This is a genomic window from Streptomyces xiamenensis, from assembly GCF_000993785.3.
In the GTDB taxonomy this organism is placed as follows: Bacteria; Actinomycetota; Actinomycetes; order Streptomycetales; family Streptomycetaceae; genus Streptomyces; species Streptomyces xiamenensis.
Genome location: NZ_CP009922.3, coordinates 4,962,695 through 4,985,536 on the forward strand (window position 1 = coordinate 4,962,695; position 22,842 = coordinate 4,985,536).

The following is a 22,842-nucleotide window of genomic DNA, read 5'->3' on the forward strand; positions in this document are numbered from 1 at the left end:
CACGGAACACCCCCGCAGGTGCGGGGACGACCCAGCGGCGGGGGAGCGGTTCGGCGAGGAGCGAGGAACACCCCCGCAGGTGCGGGGACGACGAGGCGGCGCACCGCCGCCAGGTGCTCGGAGAGGGAACACCCCCGCAGGTGCGGGGACGACAACCACGTCTCGGCGCACGTCTTGTGGCAGGGCGGAACACCCCCGCAGGTGCGGGGACGACTAAAGTTCGGTGCCTAGCCCCCATGGAGGTCCGGGAACACCCCCGCAGGTGCGGGGACGACGACCTGTCACCCGGATCGGACGACCTCACCCTCGGAACACCCCCGCAGGTGCGGGGACGACCCCGGTGCAGACGCGGAGCGTTATCGCGGCGTGGGAACACCCCCGCAGGTGCGGGGACGACCGCTGTCCGCGACCGACCCCGGCTGGATATCCAGGAACACCCCCGCAGGTGCGGGGACGACTTTGGGGTCGGACAGAGAGCGACGCGCACGACCGGAACACCCCCGCAGGTGCGGGGACGACACTTCTTGACCTGCTGGTTTGCCGGGCAGGGGGCGGGTTTTCATTCGGTACGTTTTTGTTCCCCTCCTGTCGGCGTTCCCCGCTCGGTGGCGGAGCGGACCCAGTTCAGCGGAATCTCCGTCGATTGTCAGTGCCTTGCTCTAAGGTCTGCAACCCAAGCAGAGTTGCTAGTTGTACCAGGGGTGGCACGGTGAGTGATGTGTGGGGCGGGGTGGTGAACCCCGGCATCGAGGAGATGGTGGGCGCCCTGTGGGGGAAGTCGGCCGAGAAGGCCGGGGGCAGGAGAAACGTGCTGCTCTCGCACCTCCTCGATACCGCTGCCGTGGCCGAGCGTCTGTGGGGAGGGTTTTTGGCACCGTCCACCCAACTGGTGCTGGACGAGATCGCGGGCGGGCCGGGGAAGGGGCGGAGGTTCTTCTCCTGGCTCTGCGGTGTGCACGACTATGGCAAGGCCACGCCCGCCTTCCAGCGCATGTGGCCCGAGGGTGCCGAGACCGTACAGAAAGCCGGGCTGACCTGGTACGACCACCTCCTGTTACGCAAGACGTGGCGTCACGACCGCGCCGGCGGGCACCTGTTGTGCCGCGATCTGGCCGCGGTGGGCTGGACGGAGCAGCAGATCGACTGGCTCTGGCCGCTCATCGCCGGACACCACGGCAGGTTTCCCACCCGAAGGGAACTCACCCCCGCCCGTACCGCGAGGGGCCACCTGGCCGGCACCGGCTCCTGGCCGCTCGTGCAACGTGCTCTCCTGGAACGCTTCACCACGGAGTTGGGCTTCGAGAACATCGCGGCCGCCGCTCCCGCCCGCATGCCCAGCCGTGCCGTTCAGCTGCACCTGAGCGGCCTGATCGTGATGGCGGACTGGATCGCCAGCGACGAGCAGCACTTCGCCGGGGTAGACGACCCGCGCCTGGTGACGTACGAGGCCGCCCGCGACCGGGCCGCGAAAGCGTGGTCCGCCCTGGGGCTGCACCGGGGCTGGGGACAGCATGAACTCCCCGGACCCGAGGCCTTCCACGACCGGTTCGGCCAGCACCCCCGCCCCTCCCAGACGATGGTGATCGAGGCGGCACGGCGCATGACCGCGCCGGGTCTCCTGGTGGTCGAGGCCCCGATGGGTGAGGGGAAGACCAAGGCCGCGCTGTTGGCGGCGGAGATCCTCGCGGCCCGGTTCGGGGCCGACGGGGTCTTCGTCGGCATGCCCACTCAGGCGACCAGCGACCCGATGTTCGGTCAGGTCCGCACGTGGCTGGGCCGGATCGGCGAGGAACTGCCGCCCCGGGTGGCGCTGTTGCACGGCAAGCGGATGTTCAATCCCGAATGGCGCGCGATGGTGGCGGGTTCTGAGAACGACGACGACGCCTCCCGGTTCGGCGGAGTGGACGAGTACGGGGACTGCTGGGACGACGATCCGTACGGAGTCACCTCCGACGGCCGGGACGGTGCGACCCCGGCGGCGGGGCCGGGAGCGCGGGGCCCCGCCGAGTGGTTCCTCGGGCGCAAACGTGGACTGCTCTGTCCGTTCGTCGTCGGAACCATCGATCAACTGCTGCTCGCCGCAACCAGGACGAAGCACGTGATGCTGCGCATGTCCGGCCTGATGGGCAAGGTCGTGATCCTCGATGAGGTCCACGCGGCCGACATCCACATGTCCCAGTTCCTCATGGAGGGGCTGCGCTGGCTGGGGCAGGCGGGGGTTCCGGTGGTGCTGCTCTCCGCGACTCTGCCGCCCCGGCAGCGGCAGGACCTCGTCAGCTCCTACCTCGCCGGAGCCCTGTCCCGCGAGGAGTACACGGCGGACGGCCTGCCCGAGCCCGGTGGATACCCCTCGGTGACCGCCGCATGGCCGGCGGGCCGGGCGGGGCACCCAGCGGAGGTGGACGGCAGCCCCGAACCCCGTTACCTGGTCGAACACTGCCCCGGGTGGCGCACCGACCTCTCCGTGGTCCTCGACATTCTCCCCGAGGCCGTGCCCCCACCCCATGCGCAGCGAAAGGAACGGGACGAGGCCGAAGAAGCGGCGGCCCGAGCCGTCGCCGATCTGCTGGAGCGGGAACTCGCCACCGGCGGTTGCGCCCTGGTCATCCGCAACAGCGTGGCCAGGGCCCAGAAGCTCCACACGCTGCTGCGCAAGCGGTACGGCGCTGAGGTGCACCTGTTGCACGGACGGCTCGCCGCCGGTGACCGGGCGGACCGGACGGCGCGGTGTCTGCGCCTGCTGGGTTCCGCGCGCGAGACGGGTGGGGAGCGGCCCAAACGGTTGATCCTGGTGGCCACGCAACTCGCGGAGCAGTCCTTCGACGTGGACGCCGATCTGCTGGTGACCGATCTGGCTCCCGTTGACCTGCTCCTTCAGCGGATCGGGCGCCTGCACCGGCATGACGGTGTGCGCCGCCCGGACCGGCTGGCCGAACCTCGGGTGGTGGTCACCGGCGTGACCGCTCTGGACTCGGGCGCTCCCCGGTTTCCGGGCGTCTCGGAAGCCGTGTACGGACGTTTCCTTCTGCTGCGGGCGGCAGCCCAGGTGCGCCAGGCGCTCAACGGTCCGCAGGCAGGGGACGGTGCGGCGGGCTGGCGCGTACCGGGGCAGGTACCGGAGCTGGTCGCCACCGGATACGAGACGTCGGACGCCGCTCTGCCACCCCGGTGGCGGGAGGCAGCCGAAACCGCCCGCATGAAGTGGGAGGCGACCGAGCGGCAACGCGCGGAGACGGCGAGCGCGTCCCTGCTGACCAGACGCGGCGACCGCGAGGCGCGCACCCTGGCGGGCCTGCATGTCGCGGGCCGTGCGGAGAACGGCGACGACGCCACGGCGGAGTGGCTGGTGCGGGACGGTGCGCCGACGGTCGAGGTGATCCTGGTGGTGCGCGAAGGCTCCGTACCGCACACCCTGAACGGCCGGGCCCTGTCCGTGAACGGTGATGTCGGGGAGGAGTTGCTGGACGATCTCCTCGCCGGCACCGTCCGCCTGCCCCAGTCCCTCACCGAGGCCGCGCTGCGGGAACTGCGTCCGCTTCCGGGCTGGCACGGCCATGCCCGCCTGCGGTACTGCCCGGCCCTGGAGCTGGATCACCGCCGCACGGCCGTCCTGGGGGAGTACGAGGTGACCTACGACCACGCGTTGGGGTTGCTGCAGCGACAGCTCACCGCCACCTGACGGTCCCGCCCGAGACCGTCACCGCCCCGTCCCTTTCGCTCCGAGACCGACAGGGCCGCCGGGAGCCGGGACAACCAGGAGCGCCCCCCGCCTGGACACTCAGCGCCCAGGAAAAGGCGCGTTCCTCGCGTGGGCAGGAGGACTTCTCCCACACACCCACCGAACGAAAGAGAGACGCAAGGAGAGATGTGGCACCAGACAGAGAAGAGGGGAGCAACGTGACGTCGTTCAACCTCCTCGACGCACCATGGCTGTCCGTCCAGGTCGTGGACCCGGGGGCACCCCACGCCACGGGTCCGGGTGGCACCGTCGAGGTCGGCCTGCGGGAACTGCTGCTGCACGCCGAGCGCTACCGCGACCTGGCGGTAGATATCCCCACCCAGAAGCCGGCCATCTTCCGGCAGGTGCTTCTGCCGATCCTCGTGGATGCTCTGGGGTACCCCGCCGACATCGGCGACGGATTGGCCCTGTTACGGGCCGGGTCCCTGACTCCCGCCCACCGCGACCTCCTCACCGCCTACCTGGAGGAACACCGGCCCCGCTTCGACCTCTTCGACCCGGACGATCCCTTCGGGCAGGTGGCCGGACTGCGCACCGCGAAGGGCGAGACCAAGGGGTCCGCCCTGCTGGTGGCCACCGCCGCCACGGGAAACAACGTGCCGCTGTTCGCCTCCCGGACCGAGGGCGACCCGCTCGAACTCACCCCCGCCCAGGCGGCGCGCTGGCTGCTGCACACCCACTGCTGGGACACCGCCGCCATCAAGACCGGCGCGGTGGGGGACCCCCGCGTCAAGGCGGGCAAGACAACCGGCAACCCCACGGGCCCCCTGGGGCAGCTGGGCGTGGTCATGCCCCTGGGCCGGACGCTGTTCGAGACGCTCGTGCTGAACATCCCCTTCGGCCGGGCACCCCTCTCCGACGATCGCCCCCAGTGGCGCCGGCGCCGGACCGACGGACGCGTCGAGGACACCCTCTCCTGTGCCCTACCGGCCTGGCAGGAACGGGCCTCCCGTGGCCCCCTCGACCTGTGGACCTGGCAGTCCCGCCGCGTACGGCTGATCCCCGAGGACACCCCGGCCGGTACCCGGGTGACCCGGGTCGTCGTCTCCGCCGGCGACCGGCTGGTCGCCACCCCCGACCACGAACCGCACACCGCCTGGAGACTGCCCCCGGCGCCGAAGCGACCGAGGACGGGAGCCGCGGCCAAGCGGCCCGTTCCCGCCGCACTGCCCCGCCGTCACCAGACCGGCAAGGCGGGCTGGCGAGGACTGGAGGCGTTCCTCGCGGTGGAGCGCGAGCAACGCGACGCGCGGGGCGAGCGGTCCGGTTTCCGTACCAGCGTCCTGCTGGATCAACTCGGCGGAGTGCGGGACCGACTGCCCGCCGACTATCCGCTGCGCGTGGAACTGACCGGGATCGCGTACGGCAACCAGTCCGCCGTGGTGGAGGACCTCTACGCCGACGCCATCCCGCTGCCGCTCGTCGCCCTCGATCCGGATGGCCCCCTGCGTACCTCACTGCTGGAGGCGACCGAACAGGCCGAACAACTCGCCTCGGCCCTCAACCACCTCTCAGGCGACCTGATGCGCGCGGCCGGCAGCGAACCCATCCCGTGGGACAAGGGCCAACGACCCGGCGAAACCCTCCTGTACGCCCTGGACGCGCCGGCCCGTCTACTGCTGCTCGATCTCCGCGCCGCCCCGGAGGACTTCGAGGCCACCGAGCGCGCGCTGGAGAAGTGGGAGCGCAACGCCGCCGCGCACACCTGGAAGGTCGCCGAACAGACGCTCGCCACCACCGCCCCCGGGGTCTTCTCCGGACGCAGGGTGACCAGGGACAAGACCGAGCGCGTCTACCGCCTGGCCACAGCCGAGCAGAGCTTCCGCGCCCGCATGGCGGTCGTGCTGCCCCGCTGGACCGCCACCCGCCGAGTCGCAGCCACCACCGTCTCCCCGGACGCCGAACTCCCCGATACCGAAGGACGACCGAACCTGTGACCACAGACGCCACCCACATCGCGGGCGTCCCCGACGCCACAGACACCCCCCACGCCCTCACCCTGCCGTCCCCAGCATCGGGAGCGGCCGACACCGCCGCACCAGCGGCCGGGGACACCACCGAGCAGACCGTCCGCTACTGGAACCGGTACGTCACCGCCGGTGGTACCTGGCGACGCCACTCCGCCGGCCGGCCGACGAGCCCTCCGGGGGAGGACCTGGCCACCATGCGGCTCGGTCTCGCCCAGTCCGTCGGCGAGATCTTCTCCCTGTGGCCCTTCTACACGACGCCCTGCGACGGACGCATCCCCGCGCTGCTGGAAGCCGAGCACGCCGCCCTCGCCCTCTACGGCCTGCACCAGCAGAGCCGCCGCGACCCCATGCACCGGCCCCGCGTCGGCCTCGGCACCGCCCTGGCCAACCTCCGGCACTCCGGACGATTCGGGGCCGAGGCACTCGACCGGCGGGTCGACGCCGCCGCCAACGCCACCTCCGTGGCCGCCCTGCGCCATCAACTGCGCGGGCTCGTCACCCAACTGCGTACCGGCGGGCAGCCCCTGGACTACGACATGCTCCTCGGCGATCTCCACGACTGGCGCCTGCCCGACCGGCGCCGCCGCGTGCGCCGCAGGTGGGGACTCGAGTACTACGCCGGCCGGCCCGAGCCGCGCGGCTGACCCGTATCCCCGTCGCGGGAGCGCTTTCCCGCCGTTCCCGCCTTCATGACAGCTCAACGAAACCCCGTACCGGAGACCACCATGACCTCGCGCCAGTACATCGACGTGCACATCATCCAGACCGTCCCGCCGGCGAACCTCAACCGCGACGACCAGGGCAACCCCAAGGAAGCCCACTTCGGCGGCACCCGCCGTTCCCGGGTGTCCTCCCAGGCATGGAAGCGCGCCACCCGCCTGCACTTCACCGAACGCATCTCCCCGCAGGACCTCGGCACCCGCACCAAGCGCATCGCCGGCAAGCTCGCCGAACGCATCGGCGACATCGCCCAGGTGGACACCGCCACCGCGTCCCGCCTCACCGGCGCCCTCCTCACCCCCCTGGGGATCACGGCGGGACGGAAGGAGGGGGACACCGCCTACCTCTTCTTCTACGGCCGGCGACAGCTCGACGCCGTGGCCGCCCTCGTCGGGGACCGGGCCGCCGAACTCGCCGCCCTCGACGACGAGAAGCTGGCCGCCGAGATCAAGCAGTTGCCGGTACGGGACACCTTCCGCACCGGACATCCCATCGACGTCGCGCTCTTCGGCCGGATGGTCGCCGACATCCCCGCCCTCAACGTCGACGCCGCCGTGCAGGTCGCGCACGCGCTGTCCACCCACACCACGGAGCTGGAGTTCGACTACTACACGGCCGTCGACGACGAGAACGAGAAGGAGGAGACCGGGGCCGGCATGATCGGCACCATCGGCTTCAACTCCGCCACGCTCTACCGCTACGCCACCATCGGCATGCACCAGCTCGTGGACAACCTCTCCGACGAGAAGAGCGCCGCCGACGCGGTCGTCCAGTTCCTGACCTCCTTCGCCCGCTCCATGCCCACCGGCTACCAGAACTCCTTCGCCCACCACACCCTTCCCCGCCTGGTCGCCGTCACGGTCCGCACCGATCAGCCGGTCAACCTCGTCTCCGCCTTCGAGGAGCCGGTCACCCCCGCCACCGAGACCCGCGCCGGCATCGCCCCGGCCTCCATCCAGCGCCTGGCGCGCGAACAGCTCACCGCCGTCCGCGCCTGGGGCAACGCACCCGCCTTCACCGCCCACTGCCACACCCTCGCCCCCGAGCACGGCGAGACCGTCGGTGTCCTGGAGGAAGCGTTCGGCGCGCCCCGGTCCTTCGACGTGCTGCTGACCGACGTGCGCACCCACCTCACCGGTGGTGAGGCCTGATGGCCACCACTCCTCCCCGGGCCGAGGCGGTGCTCCTCCTGCGCCTCGCCGGCCCCCTCCAGGCGTGGGGTGACCGGAGCACCTTCAACCGGCGCGAGACCCGCCCCACACCCACCAAGTCAGGAGTCATCGGCCTGCTCGCCGCCGCGGCCGGCCGGGCCCGCCAGGACCCCGTCGATGACCTGTCCCACCTGGGGCTCGGCATCCGTGTGGACCAGCCGGGCAGCCTGCTGCGCGACTACCACACGGTGAGCGACTACCGGGGAACACCGCTGCCGCAGGCGGGCGTCTCGGCCAAGGGCATCCAGAAACCCACCTCGCCCGCCAAGCACACCCATGTGACCACCCGGTACTACCTGCAGGACGCGGTGTTCCTCGCCGCCGTAGCGGGCCCCGGGGAACTCCTCGACGGCCTGCAGCACGCGGTCCGCAACCCGGCGTTCCCGCTGGCCCTGGGACGCCGGTCGTGCCCGCCCACCCAGCCGCTCTGCCTGGGCATCCGGGACACCGACACGGAAACGGCACTGCGCGAGACACCATGGCAGGTCTCCCGGCAGGCCCGGGAACGGTACGCCGCCCGGTGGCGCCGCGAGCACGGGGCGGCACGCTCCGCCGTGCCGGCGACCGTTCCCTGCCCGGTCACCCTCGACGACCCCGAGGGCCCCGACGTACTCAACGACGTTCCGCTCTCGTTCGACCCGCTGCGCCGCTCCTTCGCCGACCGCAGGGTGCGTCACGACTGGTTCTCCGTCCCCACCGGCTTCCCGGGCCGGCCCGGGTCCGGCACCCCCGACAGCCCGGAAGACGCCACCGGGCACGACCCCTTCGCGCTCCTCGGCTGGTGACACCATGACCTACCTCTCTCGCATCCGCATCAACCCCCTGCGGGCCATGGGCCGTACCCTCCTGGCCAGCCCCCGCGCCATGCACGGCGCGGTGGCCGGCGGCATCCCGGGAGGCCCCGACTCCGAGCGGGTGCTGTGGCGACTCGACGCCGACAATCCCCACCGTCCTCACCTCTTCGTCCTCACCCGCTCCAAGCCGGACTGGACACACATCGTCGAGAGCGCCGGATGGCCCGACGCGGACGGCGAACACGCCGCGGTCCGCGACTACACCTCGCTCCTCGAACGCATCGCGCTCGGGCGCGAGTTCGCCTTTCGGTTGACCGCCAACCCGGTGCAGAACACGCTCAAGCCGCTCCGGGCCACCCCGGAGCAGCAGCGTCGGCTGGACGCCGCGGCGGCCTCGGAGCAGACCACGCGGCCTCGCGGATTCCGTATCGGGCACCGCACGGCGAACGCGCAGCTGCGATGGTTCCTCGAGCGGACCGAGCGGTGGGGCTTCACCGTTCCACCGGCCCGGCACGTGCCCCCTGGTTCGGAGGAGGACATCGCGACCTCGCCGGAAACCGACGTACCGCGTGACCTGCGCATCACCGAACGGCGCCGCCACTCCTTCACGAAGAAGGAAGAACGGAGCGCCCGCGGCGGACCGCGTGTCACGCTCACCACCGCGACCTTCGAGGGCCGGCTGCGCGTCACCAACCCGGCGCTCTTCACCGACCGGCTGCTCAACGGCATCGGCCCGGCCAAGGCGTACGGGTGCGGACTGCTCACCCTGGCCCCACTCCCCGAAGGGAGCCGCTGACGCCATGGGCGACATCTGGTGGAAGGCCGACCCCCACGACCTGCATCGCGTCGTGGACCGGGTCTCCAGCGTCTACATCGAACGCAGCCACCTCGACCGTGACGAGAACGCCGTCGTCATCGTCAACAAGAAACAGACGGTGCGCCTCCCGGCCGCGATGATCGCCGTCGTGCTCCTCGGCCCCGGGACCCGGGTGACCCACGGCGCGATACGGCTGCTCGCCGACTCGGGGACGGCCGTGTGCTGGGTCGGGGAACAGGGCGTACGCATGTACGCGGCCGGCCTCGGGCCGGCCAGGGGTGCCGGGCTGCTCCACCGGCAGGCCTGGCTCGTCACCCGGCCCAAGGAACGCCTGTCGGTCGCCCGCGCCATGTACGGGATGCGCTTCCCCGGCGAGGACGTCTCGACCGCCACCATGCAACAACTGCGCGGACGTGAGGGGACCCGCATCCGCAGGCTGTACCGGGCACACGCCCGCCGGACCGGTGTGCCCTGGGACGGACGCGTCTACAAGGCCGGAGACGCGTTCGCGGCCGGTGACGACCTCAACCGCATGCTCTCCGCCGCCAACGCGGCCCTCTACGGGATCTGCCACGCCGTCATCGTGGGCATCGGGGCCAGCCCCGGCCTGGGCTTCGTGCACACCGGCTCGGCGATCTCCTTCGTCCTCGACATCGCCGACCTCTACAAGGCCGACTACACCATCCCGCTCGCCTTCGACCTGGCGGCAAAGGGGCTGAGAGAGGAACGGGACGCACGGCTCGGTCTCCGGGACAGCATCGCCGAGACCAAACTCCTGGGCCGCATCGTGACGGACATCAAGGCTCTTCTCGCGGCAGACGGAGCGGACATCGACGCGCCGGCCGTCGGTGAACTGTGGGACGAACGCCTGGGCGCCGTGCCCTCCTGCGTCAACTGGGCGGACGGGAGCGGCGCGTTCCCGCGGGACTGCGACACACCGCCGGACGCGGCTCCCCGCACGGCGGACATGGGCGACGAACACATCGCCGTCATCGGCCCCGAGTTCGACGAGCCGGCCGACCCACCGGAGCCCCCACGATGACCGTTATTGTTCTCATCGCCGCCCCGGAGGGGCTGCGGGGCCACCTCACACGCTGGATGGTGGAAGTTGACGCAGGTGTCTTTGTCGGCAACCCGAGCCGACGGGTACGCGATCGCCTGTGGGAACTCCTCGCCACCCGGATCGGCGACGGCCAAGCGGTTCTCGTGGAGCGGGCCAACAACGAGCAGGGCTGGGCTGTCCGAACCGCAGGCCGGGACCGCTGGCGCCCGGTGGACTACGACGGCCTCATCCTCTCCGCCCGCAACCGCCGCTGATCCCACCCGATCCCAACCGAATGAAAACGACCCCTCCCCCCGATAAACCCCCAGCTCAAAAAGGGTGGTCCCCGCACACGCGGGGATGGTCCCCCCACGGGGTCTCTGGTGTTGGCGCACCTACCGTGGTCCCCGCACACGCGGGGATGGTCCCCCCACGGGGTCTCTGGTGTTGGCGCACCTACCGTGGTCCCCGCACACGCGGGGATGGTCCGCGGCGGCCGGCGGCGCGCACGTGCGCACCTGCGTGGTCCCCGCACACGCGGGGATGGTCCCCGGTGAGCGGCCGGGACGCCGGCTTCCTCTTCGTGGTCCCCGCACACGCGGGGATGGTCCCACGGGCTGTCCGGCGCCCGCGCGTGGGCGTGGGTGGTCCCCGCACACGCGGGGATGGTCCCGTCGGCATCGCCACCGGCCCGGCGAACCTGGTGTGGTCCCCGCACACGCGGGGATGGTCCGACGACGCCGCCCAGCCGGACGGAGCCACGGACGTGGTCCCCGCACAGGCGGGGATGGTCCCCGGCGTGTGGGGCTCGCCTACACGCTGGATCTGTGGTCCCCGCACACGCGGGGATGGTCCCGAGACCGCCCCCGGCATCACGCTCGCCCGGCTGTGGTCCCCGCACACGCGGGGATGGTCCCCAGTCGGGGGCGTCGGCGGTGCCCATGTTGCAGTGGTCCCCGCACACGCGGGGATGGTCCCCGCCCACAGAGGAGATCGACATGGCCCGCAGCGTGGTCCCCGCACACGCGGGGATGGTCCCGACCAGATGGCCACCCTCATCCAGCTGCTGTCGTGGTCCCCGCACACGCGGGGATGGTCCGCGCCATGATCGCGGGGTCGAGACCGACCTCACGTGGTCCCCGCACACGCGGGGATGGTCCGCACGACGGGGGCCCGATGCCTCCCGAGGCTCCGTAGGCCCCGCACACGCGGGGACGGCCTGCCCACGCACGGGCTCGGCGCCCAATGACGCCGCGCCCCGTGTCCGAACCACGTGGTGGGTCGGAGGGGGCGCGGGGGCAGTCGGTGGTCAGATGTCGCGGAAGGTTTCGATCTGGGCGCCCACCGAGTTGAGGCGTTCGGCCAAGTCTTCGTAGCCGCGGTTGATGACGTAGACGTTGCGCAGTACCGAGGTGCCCTCGGCCGCCATCATCGCCAGGAGGACGACCACCGCCGGGCGCAGGGCCGGGGGGCACATCATCTCGGCGGCGCGCCAGCGGGTGGTGCCCTCGACCAGGACCCGGTGCGGGTCCAGGAGTTGGAGCCGGCCGCCGAGGCGGTTGAGGTCGGTGAGGTAGATGGCGCGGTTGTCGTAGACCCAGTCGTGGATGAGGGTCGAGCCGTGCGCCGAGGCCGCGATGGCGGCGAAGAACGGGACGTTGTCGATGTTCAGGCCGGGGAACGGCATCGGGTGGATCTTGTCGATGGGCGCCTCCAGCTTGGAGGGCCGTACCGTCAGATCGGCGAGCCGGGTGCGGCCGTTGTCGGCCGGGTACTCGGCGGACAGGTCGTGGTTGAGGCCCATGCCCTCCAGGACCGCCAGTTCGACCTCCAGGAACTCCACCGGCACCCGCCGGATGGTCAGTTCCGATTCGGTGATGACGGCGGCGGCGATCAGGCTCATGGCCTCGACCGGGTCCTCGGAGGGGGAGTAGTCGACGTCGCGGTCGATGTCGGGTACGCCGTGCACGGTGAGGGTGGTGGTGCCCACGCCCTCGACGCGGACGCCCAGTTCCTCCAGGAAGAAGCACAGGTCCTGGACCATGTAGTTGGAGGAGGCGTTGCGGATGACCGTGACGCCGTCGCGCCGGGCGGCGGCCAGGACGGCGTTCTCGGTGGCGGTGTCGCCGCGCTCGGTCAGGACGATCGGGCGCTCGGGGTTGATCTGCCGGTTGACCGTGGCGTGGTACATGCCCTCGGTGGCGGTGATCTCCAGGCCGAAGCGGCGCAGCGCGGTCATGTGCGGCTCGATGGTGCGGGTGCCCAGGTCGCAGCCGCCCGCGTAGGGGAGCTTGAAGTGGGTCTCGCGATGCAGCAGCGGGCCGAGGAACATGATGATGCTGCGGGTGCGGCGGGCCGCGTCCGCGTCCATGCCGTTCAGGTCCAGCTGGGCCGGTGGCTGGATCTCCAGGTCGGCGCCGCCGTTGATCCAGCGGGTGCGGACGCCGATGGAGTTGAGGACCTCCAGGATGCGGAAGACCTCTTCGATCCTGGCCACCCGTCGCAGCACGGTGCGGCCGGAGTTGAGCAGCGAGGCGCACAGCAGCGCGACGCACGCGTTCTTGCTCGTTTTGACGTCGATGCTCCCGGAGAGCCGGCGTCCGCCCACCACCCGCAGATGCATCGGCCCGGCGTATCCGAGGGAGACGATCTCGCTGTCGAGGGCTTCCCCGATGCGCGCGATCATCTCAAGGCTGATGTTCTGGTTCCCTCGCTCGATCCGGTTAACGGCGCTCTGCGAAGTGCCGAGCGCGTCCGCGAGTTGCAGTTGCGTCCAGCCACGATGTTGGCGGGCGTCCCGGATGAGCTGCCCGATCCGGGCGAGGTAGTCATCGGTCATGTGAGCGACCCTATCTCAGATATGAGATGAGGCATCCGGGCGGGGGCCATTCGGGTGAGGGGCCCGCCATGGCCCGGCGAAACGCCGGTGCGTGCCCGGATCGGGGGGGCGGGTGCAGGTGAGGAGGTTAGGGGAGGCTAACCTTACTTTCGCTGTCCGGCTGACCGTGGGAGATCATCGATGGCGCGCACACCGACGTTCTTCGCCGACTACGCGGAACGGCGGGGCTTCGTCACCCGGGTGGACGCGGTGGGGCTGGTTGGTGAAGGGCTGCTGCGGATCGGCAGCGCGGGGGAGGGGCTGCGGGCCGTGGAGCCCGGGCCCTGCGACGTCACCGCCTTCCGGGTCGCCGCCCGCGACTTCCAGCACTGCGCCCCCGAGACGCTGAACCCCGCCGCCGGCCGCGCCACCGTCCTCCACCGCCGCGGGCAGCCGGAAGCCCTCGGCCTGGTCGAGGCGGAGGCGGTTGGCACGGTGGCCCGGCTCGCCCCCGCTGTCGCGTACCTCGCCGGGCACGGCCAGTCCGTCCAGGTCCAGCGCGACCTGCTGCGCACCGTCCGAGGCCTGGACCGCCGCACCATCCGCACCCAGCCGTACTGGGCGACGGGGAGGACGGGCCTGTAGCGCGCCGACCCTCACGCACCCTTCTCCGCAGCCTTCAGGCGGCCCCGACCGGGCCGTCCCTTCGGCGTGTCCGCACCCGGGACCGCTCAACACGGGCCCCTCAACGTGTGGGCCCAGGCCCGATGTACTAGAGTTATCTCGACATCGAGATATCTAGTAGGGTCCCTGAAGGAGAAAGTCGTGTCGGCCAACACCTTCGACGCCCGCGCCACGCTGCGAGTGGGCGACGAGTCGTATGAGATCTTCCGGCTGGACAAGGTGGAGGGCGCCGCCCGCCTCCCGTACAGCCTCAAGGTGCTCCTGGAGAACCTGCTCCGCACCGAGGACGGGGCGAACATCACCGCCGAGCACATCACCGCGCTCGGTTCCTGGGACCCGAACGCCCAGCCCAGCCAGGAGATCCAGTTCACCCCCGCCCGGGTGATCATGCAGGACTTCACCGGTGTGCCCTGTGTGGTGGACCTCGCCACCATGCGCGAGGCGGTCCGCGAGCTGGGCGGCGACCCGGCGCGGATCAACCCGCTGGCCCCCGCCGAGCTGGTCATCGACCACTCGGTCATCGCCGACAAGTTCGGCACCCCCGACGCCTTCCAGCAGAACGTGGAACTGGAGTACGGCCGCAACCGCGAGCGCTACCAGTTCCTGCGCTGGGGCCAGACCGCCTTCGACGAGTTCAAGGTCGTCCCGCCCGGCACCGGCATCGTGCACCAGGTCAACATCGAGCACCTGGCCCGCACCGTCATGGTCCGCAACGGCCAGGCGTACCCCGACACCCTGGTCGGCACCGACTCGCACACCACCATGGTCAACGGCCTGGGCGTGCTGGGCTGGGGCGTCGGCGGCATCGAGGCCGAGGCGGCCATGCTCGGCCAGCCGGTCTCCATGCTCATCCCGCGCGTGGTCGGCTTCAAGCTCACCGGCGCGCTGCCCACCGGCACCACCGCCACCGACCTGGTGCTCACCATCACCGAGATGCTGCGCAAGCACGGTGTGGTCGGCAAGTTCGTCGAGTTCTACGGCGAGGGCGTCTCCTCCATCCCGCTGGCCAACCGCGCCACCATCGGCAACATGTCGCCGGAGTTCGGCTCCACCGCGGCGATCTTCCCGATCGACGAGGAGACCATCAGCTACCTGCGGCTCACCGGCCGCGACGCCCAGCAGCTGGCGCTCGTCGAGGCGTACGCCAAGGAGCAGGGCCTGTGGCTGGACACCGACAATGAGCCGGTCTTCTCCGAATACCTGGAGCTGGACCTGGCCACGGTCGTCCCCTCCATCGCCGGCCCCAAGCGCCCCCAGGACCGCATCGCGCTCGCCGACGCCAAGCAGAAGTTCGGCGCGGACGTGCGCAACTACGTCTCGGCCGCCGACATCGACGAGGCGGGCAAGGAGTCCTTCCCGGCCTCCGACGCCCCCGCCGTCTCCAACGGCGTGCCCTCCAAGCCGGTCACCGTGACCACCGCCGACGGTTCGACCTTCGAGCTGGACCACGGTGCCGTCACCGTCGCCGCCATCACCTCCTGCACCAACACCTCCAACCCGTCCGTCATGGTCGGCGCGGCGCTGCTGGCCAAGAAGGCGGTCGAGCGCGGCCTCACCCGCAAGCCCTGGGTCAAGACCACCCTGGCGCCCGGGTCCAAGGTCGTCATGGACTACTACGACCGGGCCGGCCTCACCCCGTACCTGGACAAGCTCGGCTTCAACCTGGTCGGGTACGGCTGCACCACCTGCATCGGCAACTCGGGCCCGCTGCCCGAGGAGATCTCGCAGGCGGTCAACGACAACGACCTCGCGGTCGTCTCGGTGCTCTCCGGCAACCGCAACTTCGAGGGCCGGATCAACCCCGACGTCAAGATGAACTACCTGGCCTCCCCGCCGCTGGTGGTCGCCTACGCGCTGGCCGGCTCGATGAAGATCGACATCACCACCGAGCCGCTGGGCACCGACTCCGAGGGCAAGCCGGTCTACCTGGCCGACATCTGGCCCACGGAGAAGGAGATCGAGGACGTCGTGGCGTCCGCGATCGGCCAGGAGATGTTCGGCCAGAGCTACGCCGATGTCTTCGCCGGCGACGCGCAGTGGAACTCCCTGTCGATCCCCACCGGTTCCACCTTCGAGTGGGACCCGGAGTCCACCTACGTCCGCAAGCCCCCGTACTTCGAGGGCCTGACGATGGACCCGACCCCGGTTTCGGACATCACCGGTGCCCGGGTCCTGGCCAAGCTGGGCGACTCGGTCACCACCGACCACATCTCGCCGGCCGGCGCCATCAAGGCCGACACCCCGGCGGGCAAGTACCTCACGGAGCACGGCGTGACCCGCCGTGACTTCAACTCCTACGGCTCGCGCCGCGGCAACCACGAGGTGATGATCCGCGGCACCTTCGCCAACATCCGGCTGCGCAACCAGATCGCGCCGGGCACCGAGGGCGGCTACACCCGCGACTTCACCCAGGCGGACGGGCCGGTCTCCTTCATCTACGACGCCTCCCAGAACTACCAGGCCGCCGGCGTCCCGCTGGCCATCCTGGCCGGCAAGGAGTACGGTTCCGGCTCCTCCCGCGACTGGGCCGCCAAGGGCACCGCGCTGCTGGGCGTGCGCGCCGTCATCGCCGAGTCCTACGAGCGCATCCACCGCTCGAACCTCATCGGCATGGGCGTCCTCCCGCTCCAGTTCCCGGTCGGCGCCAGCGCCGAGTCGCTGGGGCTGACCGGCGAGGAGACCTTCTCCTTCACCGGTGTCACCGAGCTGAACGAGGGCCGCGTCCCGGCGACCGTCAAGGTCACCACGGACACCGGCGTGGAGTTCGACGCCACCGTCCGGATCGACACCCCCGGCGAGGCGGACTACTACCGCAATGGCGGGATCATGCAGTACGTGCTGAGGTCGCTGCTGCGCAAGTGACCCACGAGGGCCACGCGTCGACGGGCCGTCCTTCCCCCCGGTCGGGGGAAGGACGGCCCTTTCGCGTGTATCCCGCAGATCTCAACTCGGAAAAGCCTTCCCACAAGCACCGTTGGCGACCTTCCCCGGCCGCGGCGAGTGGACTATACCTGTCGGCACCCGGGCGGGGCCCGCCGCCCGAGTTCCGTATGAAGGCGAGGACTTGAGCCATGACGTCACGTCCGCACAGTCCGCACACCCCCCACCCCCGGTACGTCGGCCGCCGCACCCTGCTGACCCGTACCGCGGCCGCCTCCCTGTTCGGCATCCCCGCGCTCGGCGCCCTGACCTCCTGTGCCAGCGGCGGCAGCGGCAGCGGCGGCAACACGAACGTGGAACGCGTCGACCCCACCGCCGACAACCCCCTGGGCGCCCACCCCGACGGGGAGATCGAGGTCGTCATCTTCGACGGCGGCTTCGGCGACCAGTACGCCATCGACGCCGAGAAGCTCTACGAGGAGCGCTTCGGCTCCGTCACCCACGTCAAGACCCAGGAGATCCAGTCCCGGATCCAGCCGCGCATGGTCAAGGGCGATCCGCCGGACGTCATCGACAACTCCGGCGCCGAGGCCATGGACATCGCCGCGCTCATCCGCAACGACCAGGTGCACGACCTCACCGAACTCCTGGACGCCCCCTCGCTGGACGACCCCTCCGTCACTGTCCGCGACACCCTGCAGCCCGGCACCGTGGAGATGGGCCAGTTCGGCACCCAGGCCGTCTACCGCATCAACTACGCGTACCACGTATACGGCCAGTGGTACTCCCGCACCGCCCTGGACCGCCTGGACGCCGAGTACCCGCGCACCTGGGACGAGATGATCGCGGTCTGCGAGAAGGCCAAGCGCGCCGGCATGGCCGGCTGGACGTACGCCGGGCAGTACCCGTACTACTTCAACTTCACGCTGTACCCGTTCATCGCCAAGATCGGCGGCGCCGACGTGCTGCGCGCCATCGACAACCTGGAGCCCAACGCCTGGCGCCACGAGGCGGTCCGCGCCGCCTTCGAGGCGTACCACGAGCTGACCGCGCGCGGTTTCGTGCTGGAGGGCAGCCCGGGGCTCAGCCACGAGGAGTCCCAGGACGAATGGTGCGCCGGGCGCGCCCTGTTCATCCCCAACGGCTCCTGGGTGGAGAACGAGGCCGCCAAGAACACCCCGGCCGACTTCGACATGGCGGTGGGCCCGCCCACCTCGCTGGACGCCTCCGACGCCATGCCCTTCGAGACCATCTGGGCCTCCCCGGGCGAGCCGTTCTTCGTCCCCGCCGACGCCGCCAACGTCGCCGGGGGCATGGAGTTCCTGCGCATCATGCTGGGCCGCGAGTCCGCCCGGAACTTCACCCAGCTGGTGTCCTCCCTCACCTGCGTCCGCGACTCGGTCGACGGCCTGGACCTGCCGCCCGGCCTCACCTCCGCCAACGACACCCTGGCCGCCGCCGGCGACCACCTCGTCACCCCGCGGATGCCCGACTGGTACCGGCAGCTCAACAACGAGGAGATCGGCGGCGCCATCGCCGCCATGATGGCCGGCGACATCGACCCCGACGAGGCGATCACCCGCTGCCAGCGCGCGGCGGACGCCGCCGCCGCGGACGACTCCCTCGTCAAGTTTGAGCACATCTGATGGGGTGGGGGGACCGGCTGCTGCTGGGGGCGGCGCTCTTCCTGCCGCCCCGCCTGACCCCGCGGCGGATACGCGGCAGCCGGCACTACCGCACCATCGACCAGTACCGCTTCATCGGCTGGTTCCTGGCCGCCCCGGTGCTGGTGTTCGCGGTCTTCGTGGTCTCGCCGTTCGCCCAGGCGTTCTTCTACTCGATGACCGACTGGACCGGCTACAGCGCCGAGTTCACCTTCACCGGCACCGAGAACTACGAACGGCTCTGGAACGACGCCAAGTTCTGGGACGCGCTGCGCAACAGCCTGCTGCTGCTCGTGCTCGCCCCGCTGATCACCCTGTCGCTGGGCCTGTTCTTCGCCTTCATGCTCAACGCGGGCGGGCGCAGGCGCGGCGGGCAGGCCATCGCCGGGGTGTCCGGCACCCGCCTGTACAAGATCTTCTACTTCTTCCCGCAGGTGCTGTCCATCGCGATCATCGCCGTGATCTGGTCCCGGATCTACTCACCGCGCAGCGGCATCCTCAACGAGGGGCTGCGCACGGTCGGTCTGGACTCGCTGCGGCAGAGCGACTGGCTCGGCGGCAGATTCGCGGTGTACTGCGTCCTCGCCGTCCTGTGCTGGGCCTTCGTCGGCTTCTACGTGGTGCTGTTCTCCGCCGCGATGAGCTCCATCCCGCACGAGATATACGAGGCGTCGCTGCTGGACGGGGCGACACGGCCGGTGACGTTCTTCCGCATCACCCTGCCGCTGACCTGGGGCACCGTGCGCACCGGCTGGATCTACATGGGCATCCAGGCACTGGACGCCTTCGCGCTGGTCTCCATCATGGTCCCCGAACACGGCATGGACGTCCTGCCCAGCTACCTGTACGACAAGGCGTTCCGGGACGGCCAGGCCGGCTACGCCACCGCCGTCGGGGTCGTGCTGTTCGCCGTCACCCTGCTGTTCGCCGGCCTCATGATGCGCCTGGCGCGGAGGGAGCGGATCGAACTGTGAAGGAGCCCAAGACCATGAGCCGAACCCGCGGCGACACCCGCCGCGCCGAGGGCGGGGCGCTCAATGTCTTCGCCCACTCCTTCCTGGTGCTGTGGACCCTGCTGGCGGCCGGCCCGCTCATCTGGGTGCTGCTGGCGGCCTTCCGCCCGCACGTGGACATCGTCTCCGACCCCTTCGGGTGGCCCACCGCGCTGGACTGGGAGAATTTCACCAACGCCTGGACCACCGCCAACATCGGCCGCTACACCCTCAATTCGCTGATCATCCTCTCCGGTTCGCTCACCGGCACCATGCTGCTGGGCGCGATGGCCGCCTATGTGATCGCCCGCTACGACTTCCGCGGCAACCGGGCGGTGCATCTGCTGTTCACCGGCGGCCTGATGTTCCCCGTCTTTCTCGCCCTGGTGCCGCTGTTCTTCGTCCTCGACAATTTCGGACTGCTGAACACGCGGCAGGGCCTGATCCTGGTCTATATCGCCTATTCCCTCCCGTTCACCGTCTTCTTTCTGGTGTCCTTCTTCCGTACCCTGCCCGGCGCCGTCCAGGAGGCGGCCCTGCTGGACGGCGCCTCCCACACCCGGATCTTCTTCCAGATCATGATGCCGATGGCCAGACCGGGGCTGATCAGCATCGGGATCTTCAACTTCCTCGGTCAGTGGAACCAGTTCGTGCTGCCCAAGGTGCTCAACATCGGCTCCCCGGAGGACGCGGTGCTCCCGCAGGGCCTGGCCGCCCTGATGGTGCAACAGCAGTACGAGGGCGACTGGGGAGCCCTGTACGCGGGGGTCTCGATGGCGATGCTGCCGGTCCTGGTGGTCTACGTGACCTTCCAGCGGCAGGTGCAGTCCGGCCTCACCGCCGGAGCCGTGCGGTAACCGGCCGCTTCCCCTCCGGCCCCGCATGCGGTCAAATAGTGTACGCGGGCGGTGAGACAAGGGGAGCGTGAGCCGTGCAGACTCCGGGGTCGCAGTCGTCACTGCACCGTGCCAACCTGGAACGGGTGGTGCGCGCGGTGCGCACCGCCGGAGCCCTGACCCAGGCGGACATCGCCCGGACCACGGGACTGTCGGCGGCCACCGTGTCGAACATCGTGCGGGAACTGAAGGACGGCGGGCACGTCGAGGTGCGCAGCACCACCTCGGCGGGCGGCCGTCGCGCCCGCAGCGTCTCGCTGGCCGCCGACGCCGGCATCGTGGTGGGCATCGACTTCGGCCACTCGCATCTGCGGGTGGCCGTGGGCAACCTCTCCCACCAGGTGCTCGCCGAGGAGGCCGAGCCCTTCGACGTGGACGCCTCCGCCGCCGAGGGCTTCGACCGGGCCGAGAAGCTGGTTGCCCGGCTGCTGGGCACCGCCGGGGTGGACCGGGCCAAGATCCTCGGCATGGGTCTGGGCGTGCCCGGGCCCATCGACGTGGCCACCGGCATCCTGGGCTCCACCGCCATCCTGCCGGGCTGGCGTGGCACCAACCCGCGCGAGGAACTCGCCGCCAGGACCGGCGTACCGGTCCATGTCGACAACGACGCCAACCTCGGCGCGCTCGGCGAACTCGTGTGGGGCTCCGGGCGCGGCTGCGACGACCTCGCCTACATCAAGGTGGCCTCCGGGGTCGGCGCCGGGCTGGTCATGGACGGCCGCATCTACCGGGGCCCCGGTGGCACCGCCGGGGAGATAGGCCACATCACGCTGGACGAATCGGGCCCGGTGTGCCGCTGCGGCAACCGGGGCTGCCTGGAGACCTTCACCGCCGCCCGCCACGTCCTGCCGCTGCTGCACGCCAGTCACGGCCCCGATCTGACGATGCGCCGGGTGGTGCAGCTGGCCCGCGAGGGAGATCCGGGCTGCCGCCGGGTGGTCGCCGACATCGGCCGCCACATCGGCTCGGGCGTCGCCCATCTGTGCAACCTCCTCAACCCCTCCCGCGTCGTGCTCGGCGGCGATCTGGCCGAGGCGGGCGAGGTCGCGCTCACCCCGATCCGCGATTCGGTCAGCCGCTACTCGATCCCCTCCGCCGCCCGTAACCTCACTCTCGTCCCCGGCGCGCTCGGCGGGCGCGCGGAAGTCCTCGGCGCGCTGGCCCTGGCGCTGAGCGAAGTGGGCGACGCGGCATTGGTGGACCGCTGAGAAAGCGGTCCGGAAAACCACAGAAGAAGGCCGGAAAATCGCCCGAACGGGCAAGCCGTGTTCACCTCTTGAAAGCACGCCCGCGGGCCGGACGGCGAATCCGTATCGTTTTGCGAGATGCCTGTTTTAAGTATTGACGGCGGCGAATTCGCGGAGTTATCTCTGTCGCCGACACCGGCCGCACCGTGGCAGCCGGGACAGGAGGCGAGAACATCATGCGTATGCAGTTGCGCCCGATAGCCGTGGGCATCGTGTCCCTCGGTCTTGCGGCGGCCCTGACCGCCTGCGGCGAAGCGGGCGGCGGCGGTGGCTCCAGCGACGGCGACGGCAAGGGCGGCGGGGAGGGCAAGGAGTCCGGCACCATCGGACTGCTGCTGCCGGAGAACTCCACCACCCGCTACGAGTCCTTCGACCGGCCGTCCATCGAGGGCAAGATCGCCGAGCTGTGTCCGGACTGCAAGGTCCAGTACAACAACGCCAACGAGGACACGGCGCTCCAGAAGCAGCAGTTCGACGCGATGCTCACCCAGGGCGTCGACGTGATCATCCTGGACGCGGTGGACTCCGCGAGCACCGCCTCGTGGGTGGAGGAGGCCGCCGCCCAGGACGTTCCCGTGGTGGCCTACGACCGGCTCGCCGAGGGCGACGTGGCCGCCTATGTCTCCTACGACAACTTCGAGGTCGGCCGGCTCCAGGGCCAGGCGCTCATCGAGGCGCTGGGCGACGACGCCGAGGGCGCCGGCGTGGTGATGATCAACGGCTCGCCCACCGACCCCAACGCCGCCATGTTCAAGGCGGGCGCCCACGAGGTCCTGCACGGGGTCGTGGACATCGTCTACGAGTCGGACGTGGACGGCTGGGACGCCGCCCTGGCGAACGAGGACGTGACCGGCGCCGTGGAGTCCCTGGGCGGCGACGCCATCGACGCGGTGTACTCCGCCAACGACGGCATGGCGGCCGGCATCATCACCGCCCTGCACGCCGCCAACCTGCACGACCTCGTGGTCGGCGGCCAGGACGCCGAACTCGCGGGCCTCCAGCGGATCATCGCCGGTGAGCAGACCTTCACCATCTACAAGGCGCTCGTCCCGCAGGGCGAGCTGACCGCCGAGATCGCGGTCCGGGTGCTGCGCGGCGAGGACTTCTCCGACCTCACTCCGGACGCCATCGACTCGCCCACCACCGAGGGCGTTCCCAGCGCGCTGCTGACCCCGGTCACCGTCACGGTCGAGAACATCAACGACACGGTCATCGCGGACGGGTTCTACACCCCCGAGGCCATCTGCACCGGGGACTACGCCGACGCCTGCGCCGCCGCCGGCATCGGCTGACCGTTCCCGCCTCACCCCCACCCCCGGGGCCGGGCCGCACCCGCGCCCGGCCCCATCACCAAGGAGAACGACCCTC

Annotated in this window: 16 protein-coding genes and 2 CRISPR repeat arrays (1 of these 18 running past the window's edge); of the genes, 15 read left to right on the forward strand and 1 reads right to left on the reverse strand. The window is 70.7% G+C overall.

The annotated features are described in order from the left end of the window. Positions 1-519: a CRISPR direct-repeat array (repeat unit 28 nt; unit sequence GGAACACCCCCGCAGGTGCGGGGACGAC); it begins 731 nt to the left of the window's first position. Positions 520-709: 190 nt separating this feature from the next. The 8 genes from cas3 (at position 710) to cas2e (ending at position 10,568) form a co-directional block, all read left to right on the forward strand. Continuing rightward, positions 710-3,679: a CRISPR-associated helicase Cas3' gene (gene cas3, locus SXIM_RS22885; RefSeq protein WP_342783628.1), complete on the forward strand. Its 2,970-nt coding sequence runs from the start codon at positions 710-712 to the stop codon at positions 3,677-3,679. Between the two features lie 188 nt (positions 3,680-3,867). Beyond that, positions 3,868-5,676: a type I-E CRISPR-associated protein Cse1/CasA gene (gene casA / locus SXIM_RS22890; RefSeq protein ID WP_246156922.1), complete on the forward strand. Its 1,809-nt coding sequence runs from the start codon at positions 3,868-3,870 to the stop codon at positions 5,674-5,676. After that, positions 5,673-6,353: a type I-E CRISPR-associated protein Cse2/CasB gene (gene casB / locus SXIM_RS22895; RefSeq protein WP_046725012.1), complete on the forward strand. Its 681-nt coding sequence runs from the start codon at positions 5,673-5,675 to the stop codon at positions 6,351-6,353. Before casA ends, casB begins: the two co-directional genes overlap by 4 nt. Positions 6,354-6,434: 81 nt before the next feature. Next, positions 6,435-7,580: a type I-E CRISPR-associated protein Cas7/Cse4/CasC gene (gene cas7e, locus SXIM_RS22900; RefSeq protein WP_046725013.1), complete on the forward strand. Its 1,146-nt coding sequence runs from the start codon at positions 6,435-6,437 to the stop codon at positions 7,578-7,580. Beyond that, entirely contained in the window at positions 7,580-8,425 is an 846-nt protein-coding gene (gene cas5e / locus SXIM_RS22905; RefSeq protein WP_046725014.1) for a type I-E CRISPR-associated protein Cas5/CasD, read from the forward strand. Before cas7e ends, cas5e begins: the two co-directional genes overlap by 1 nt. Before the next feature lie 4 nt (positions 8,426-8,429). After that, positions 8,430-9,230, forward strand: a complete 801-nt coding sequence (gene cas6e / locus SXIM_RS22910) for a type I-E CRISPR-associated protein Cas6/Cse3/CasE (RefSeq protein WP_046725015.1) — start codon at positions 8,430-8,432, stop codon at positions 9,228-9,230. Positions 9,231-9,234: 4 nt separating this feature from the next. Then, a complete protein-coding gene (gene cas1e, locus SXIM_RS22915; protein WP_046725016.1) occupies positions 9,235-10,293 on the forward strand; it encodes a type I-E CRISPR-associated endonuclease Cas1e in 1,059 nt (352 codons plus the stop codon). Beyond that, the gene (gene cas2e / locus SXIM_RS22920) at positions 10,290-10,568 is read left to right on the forward strand and encodes a type I-E CRISPR-associated endoribonuclease Cas2e (protein WP_046725017.1); all 279 of its coding nucleotides are present in this window, start codon (positions 10,290-10,292) and stop codon (positions 10,566-10,568) included. The genes cas1e and cas2e overlap by 4 nt, the downstream gene beginning before the upstream one ends. Positions 10,569-10,632: 64 nt before the next feature. Next, positions 10,633-11,454: a CRISPR direct-repeat array (repeat unit 29 nt; unit sequence GTGGTCCCCGCACACGCGGGGATGGTCCC). A gap of 148 nt (positions 11,455-11,602) precedes the next feature. On the opposite strand, the gene SXIM_RS22925 is transcribed toward cas2e, so the two are convergent. Then, entirely contained in the window at positions 11,603-13,132 is a 1,530-nt protein-coding gene (locus tag SXIM_RS22925; protein ID WP_030730432.1) for a helix-turn-helix domain-containing protein, read from the reverse strand. Between the two features lie 180 nt (positions 13,133-13,312). Here SXIM_RS22925 and SXIM_RS22930 point away from each other — a divergent pair, with 180 nt between their 5' ends. From SXIM_RS22930 to SXIM_RS22960, 7 genes are all read left to right on the forward strand, one after another. Beyond that, positions 13,313-13,756, forward strand: a complete 444-nt coding sequence (locus SXIM_RS22930) for an SIP domain-containing protein (protein WP_046725018.1) — start codon at positions 13,313-13,315, stop codon at positions 13,754-13,756. 180 nt (positions 13,757-13,936) lie between these two features. Then, on the forward strand, positions 13,937-16,657 hold the full coding sequence (acnA, locus tag SXIM_RS22935; protein ID WP_046725019.1) for an aconitate hydratase AcnA: 2,721 nt from the start codon (positions 13,937-13,939) through the stop codon (positions 16,655-16,657). A 209-nt stretch (positions 16,658-16,866) separates the two neighbouring features. Continuing rightward, a complete protein-coding gene (gene ngcE, locus SXIM_RS22940; RefSeq protein WP_043177204.1) occupies positions 16,867-18,321 on the forward strand; it encodes an N-acetylglucosamine/diacetylchitobiose ABC transporter substrate-binding protein in 1,455 nt (484 codons plus the stop codon). Then, a complete protein-coding gene (locus SXIM_RS22945; RefSeq protein WP_046725020.1) occupies positions 18,321-19,313 on the forward strand; it encodes a carbohydrate ABC transporter permease in 993 nt (330 codons plus the stop codon). The genes ngcE and SXIM_RS22945 overlap by 1 nt, the downstream gene beginning before the upstream one ends. Positions 19,314-19,327: 14 nt before the next feature. Next, positions 19,328-20,188, forward strand: a complete 861-nt coding sequence (locus SXIM_RS22950) for a carbohydrate ABC transporter permease (protein ID WP_046725855.1) — start codon at positions 19,328-19,330, stop codon at positions 20,186-20,188. A gap of 74 nt (positions 20,189-20,262) precedes the next feature. Next, the gene (locus tag SXIM_RS22955) at positions 20,263-21,435 is read left to right on the forward strand and encodes an ROK family transcriptional regulator (protein ID WP_030730449.1); all 1,173 of its coding nucleotides are present in this window, start codon (positions 20,263-20,265) and stop codon (positions 21,433-21,435) included. A gap of 215 nt (positions 21,436-21,650) precedes the next feature. Next, a complete protein-coding gene (locus tag SXIM_RS22960; RefSeq protein WP_046725021.1) occupies positions 21,651-22,766 on the forward strand; it encodes a substrate-binding domain-containing protein in 1,116 nt (371 codons plus the stop codon). Positions 22,767-22,842 lie beyond the last annotated feature (76 nt).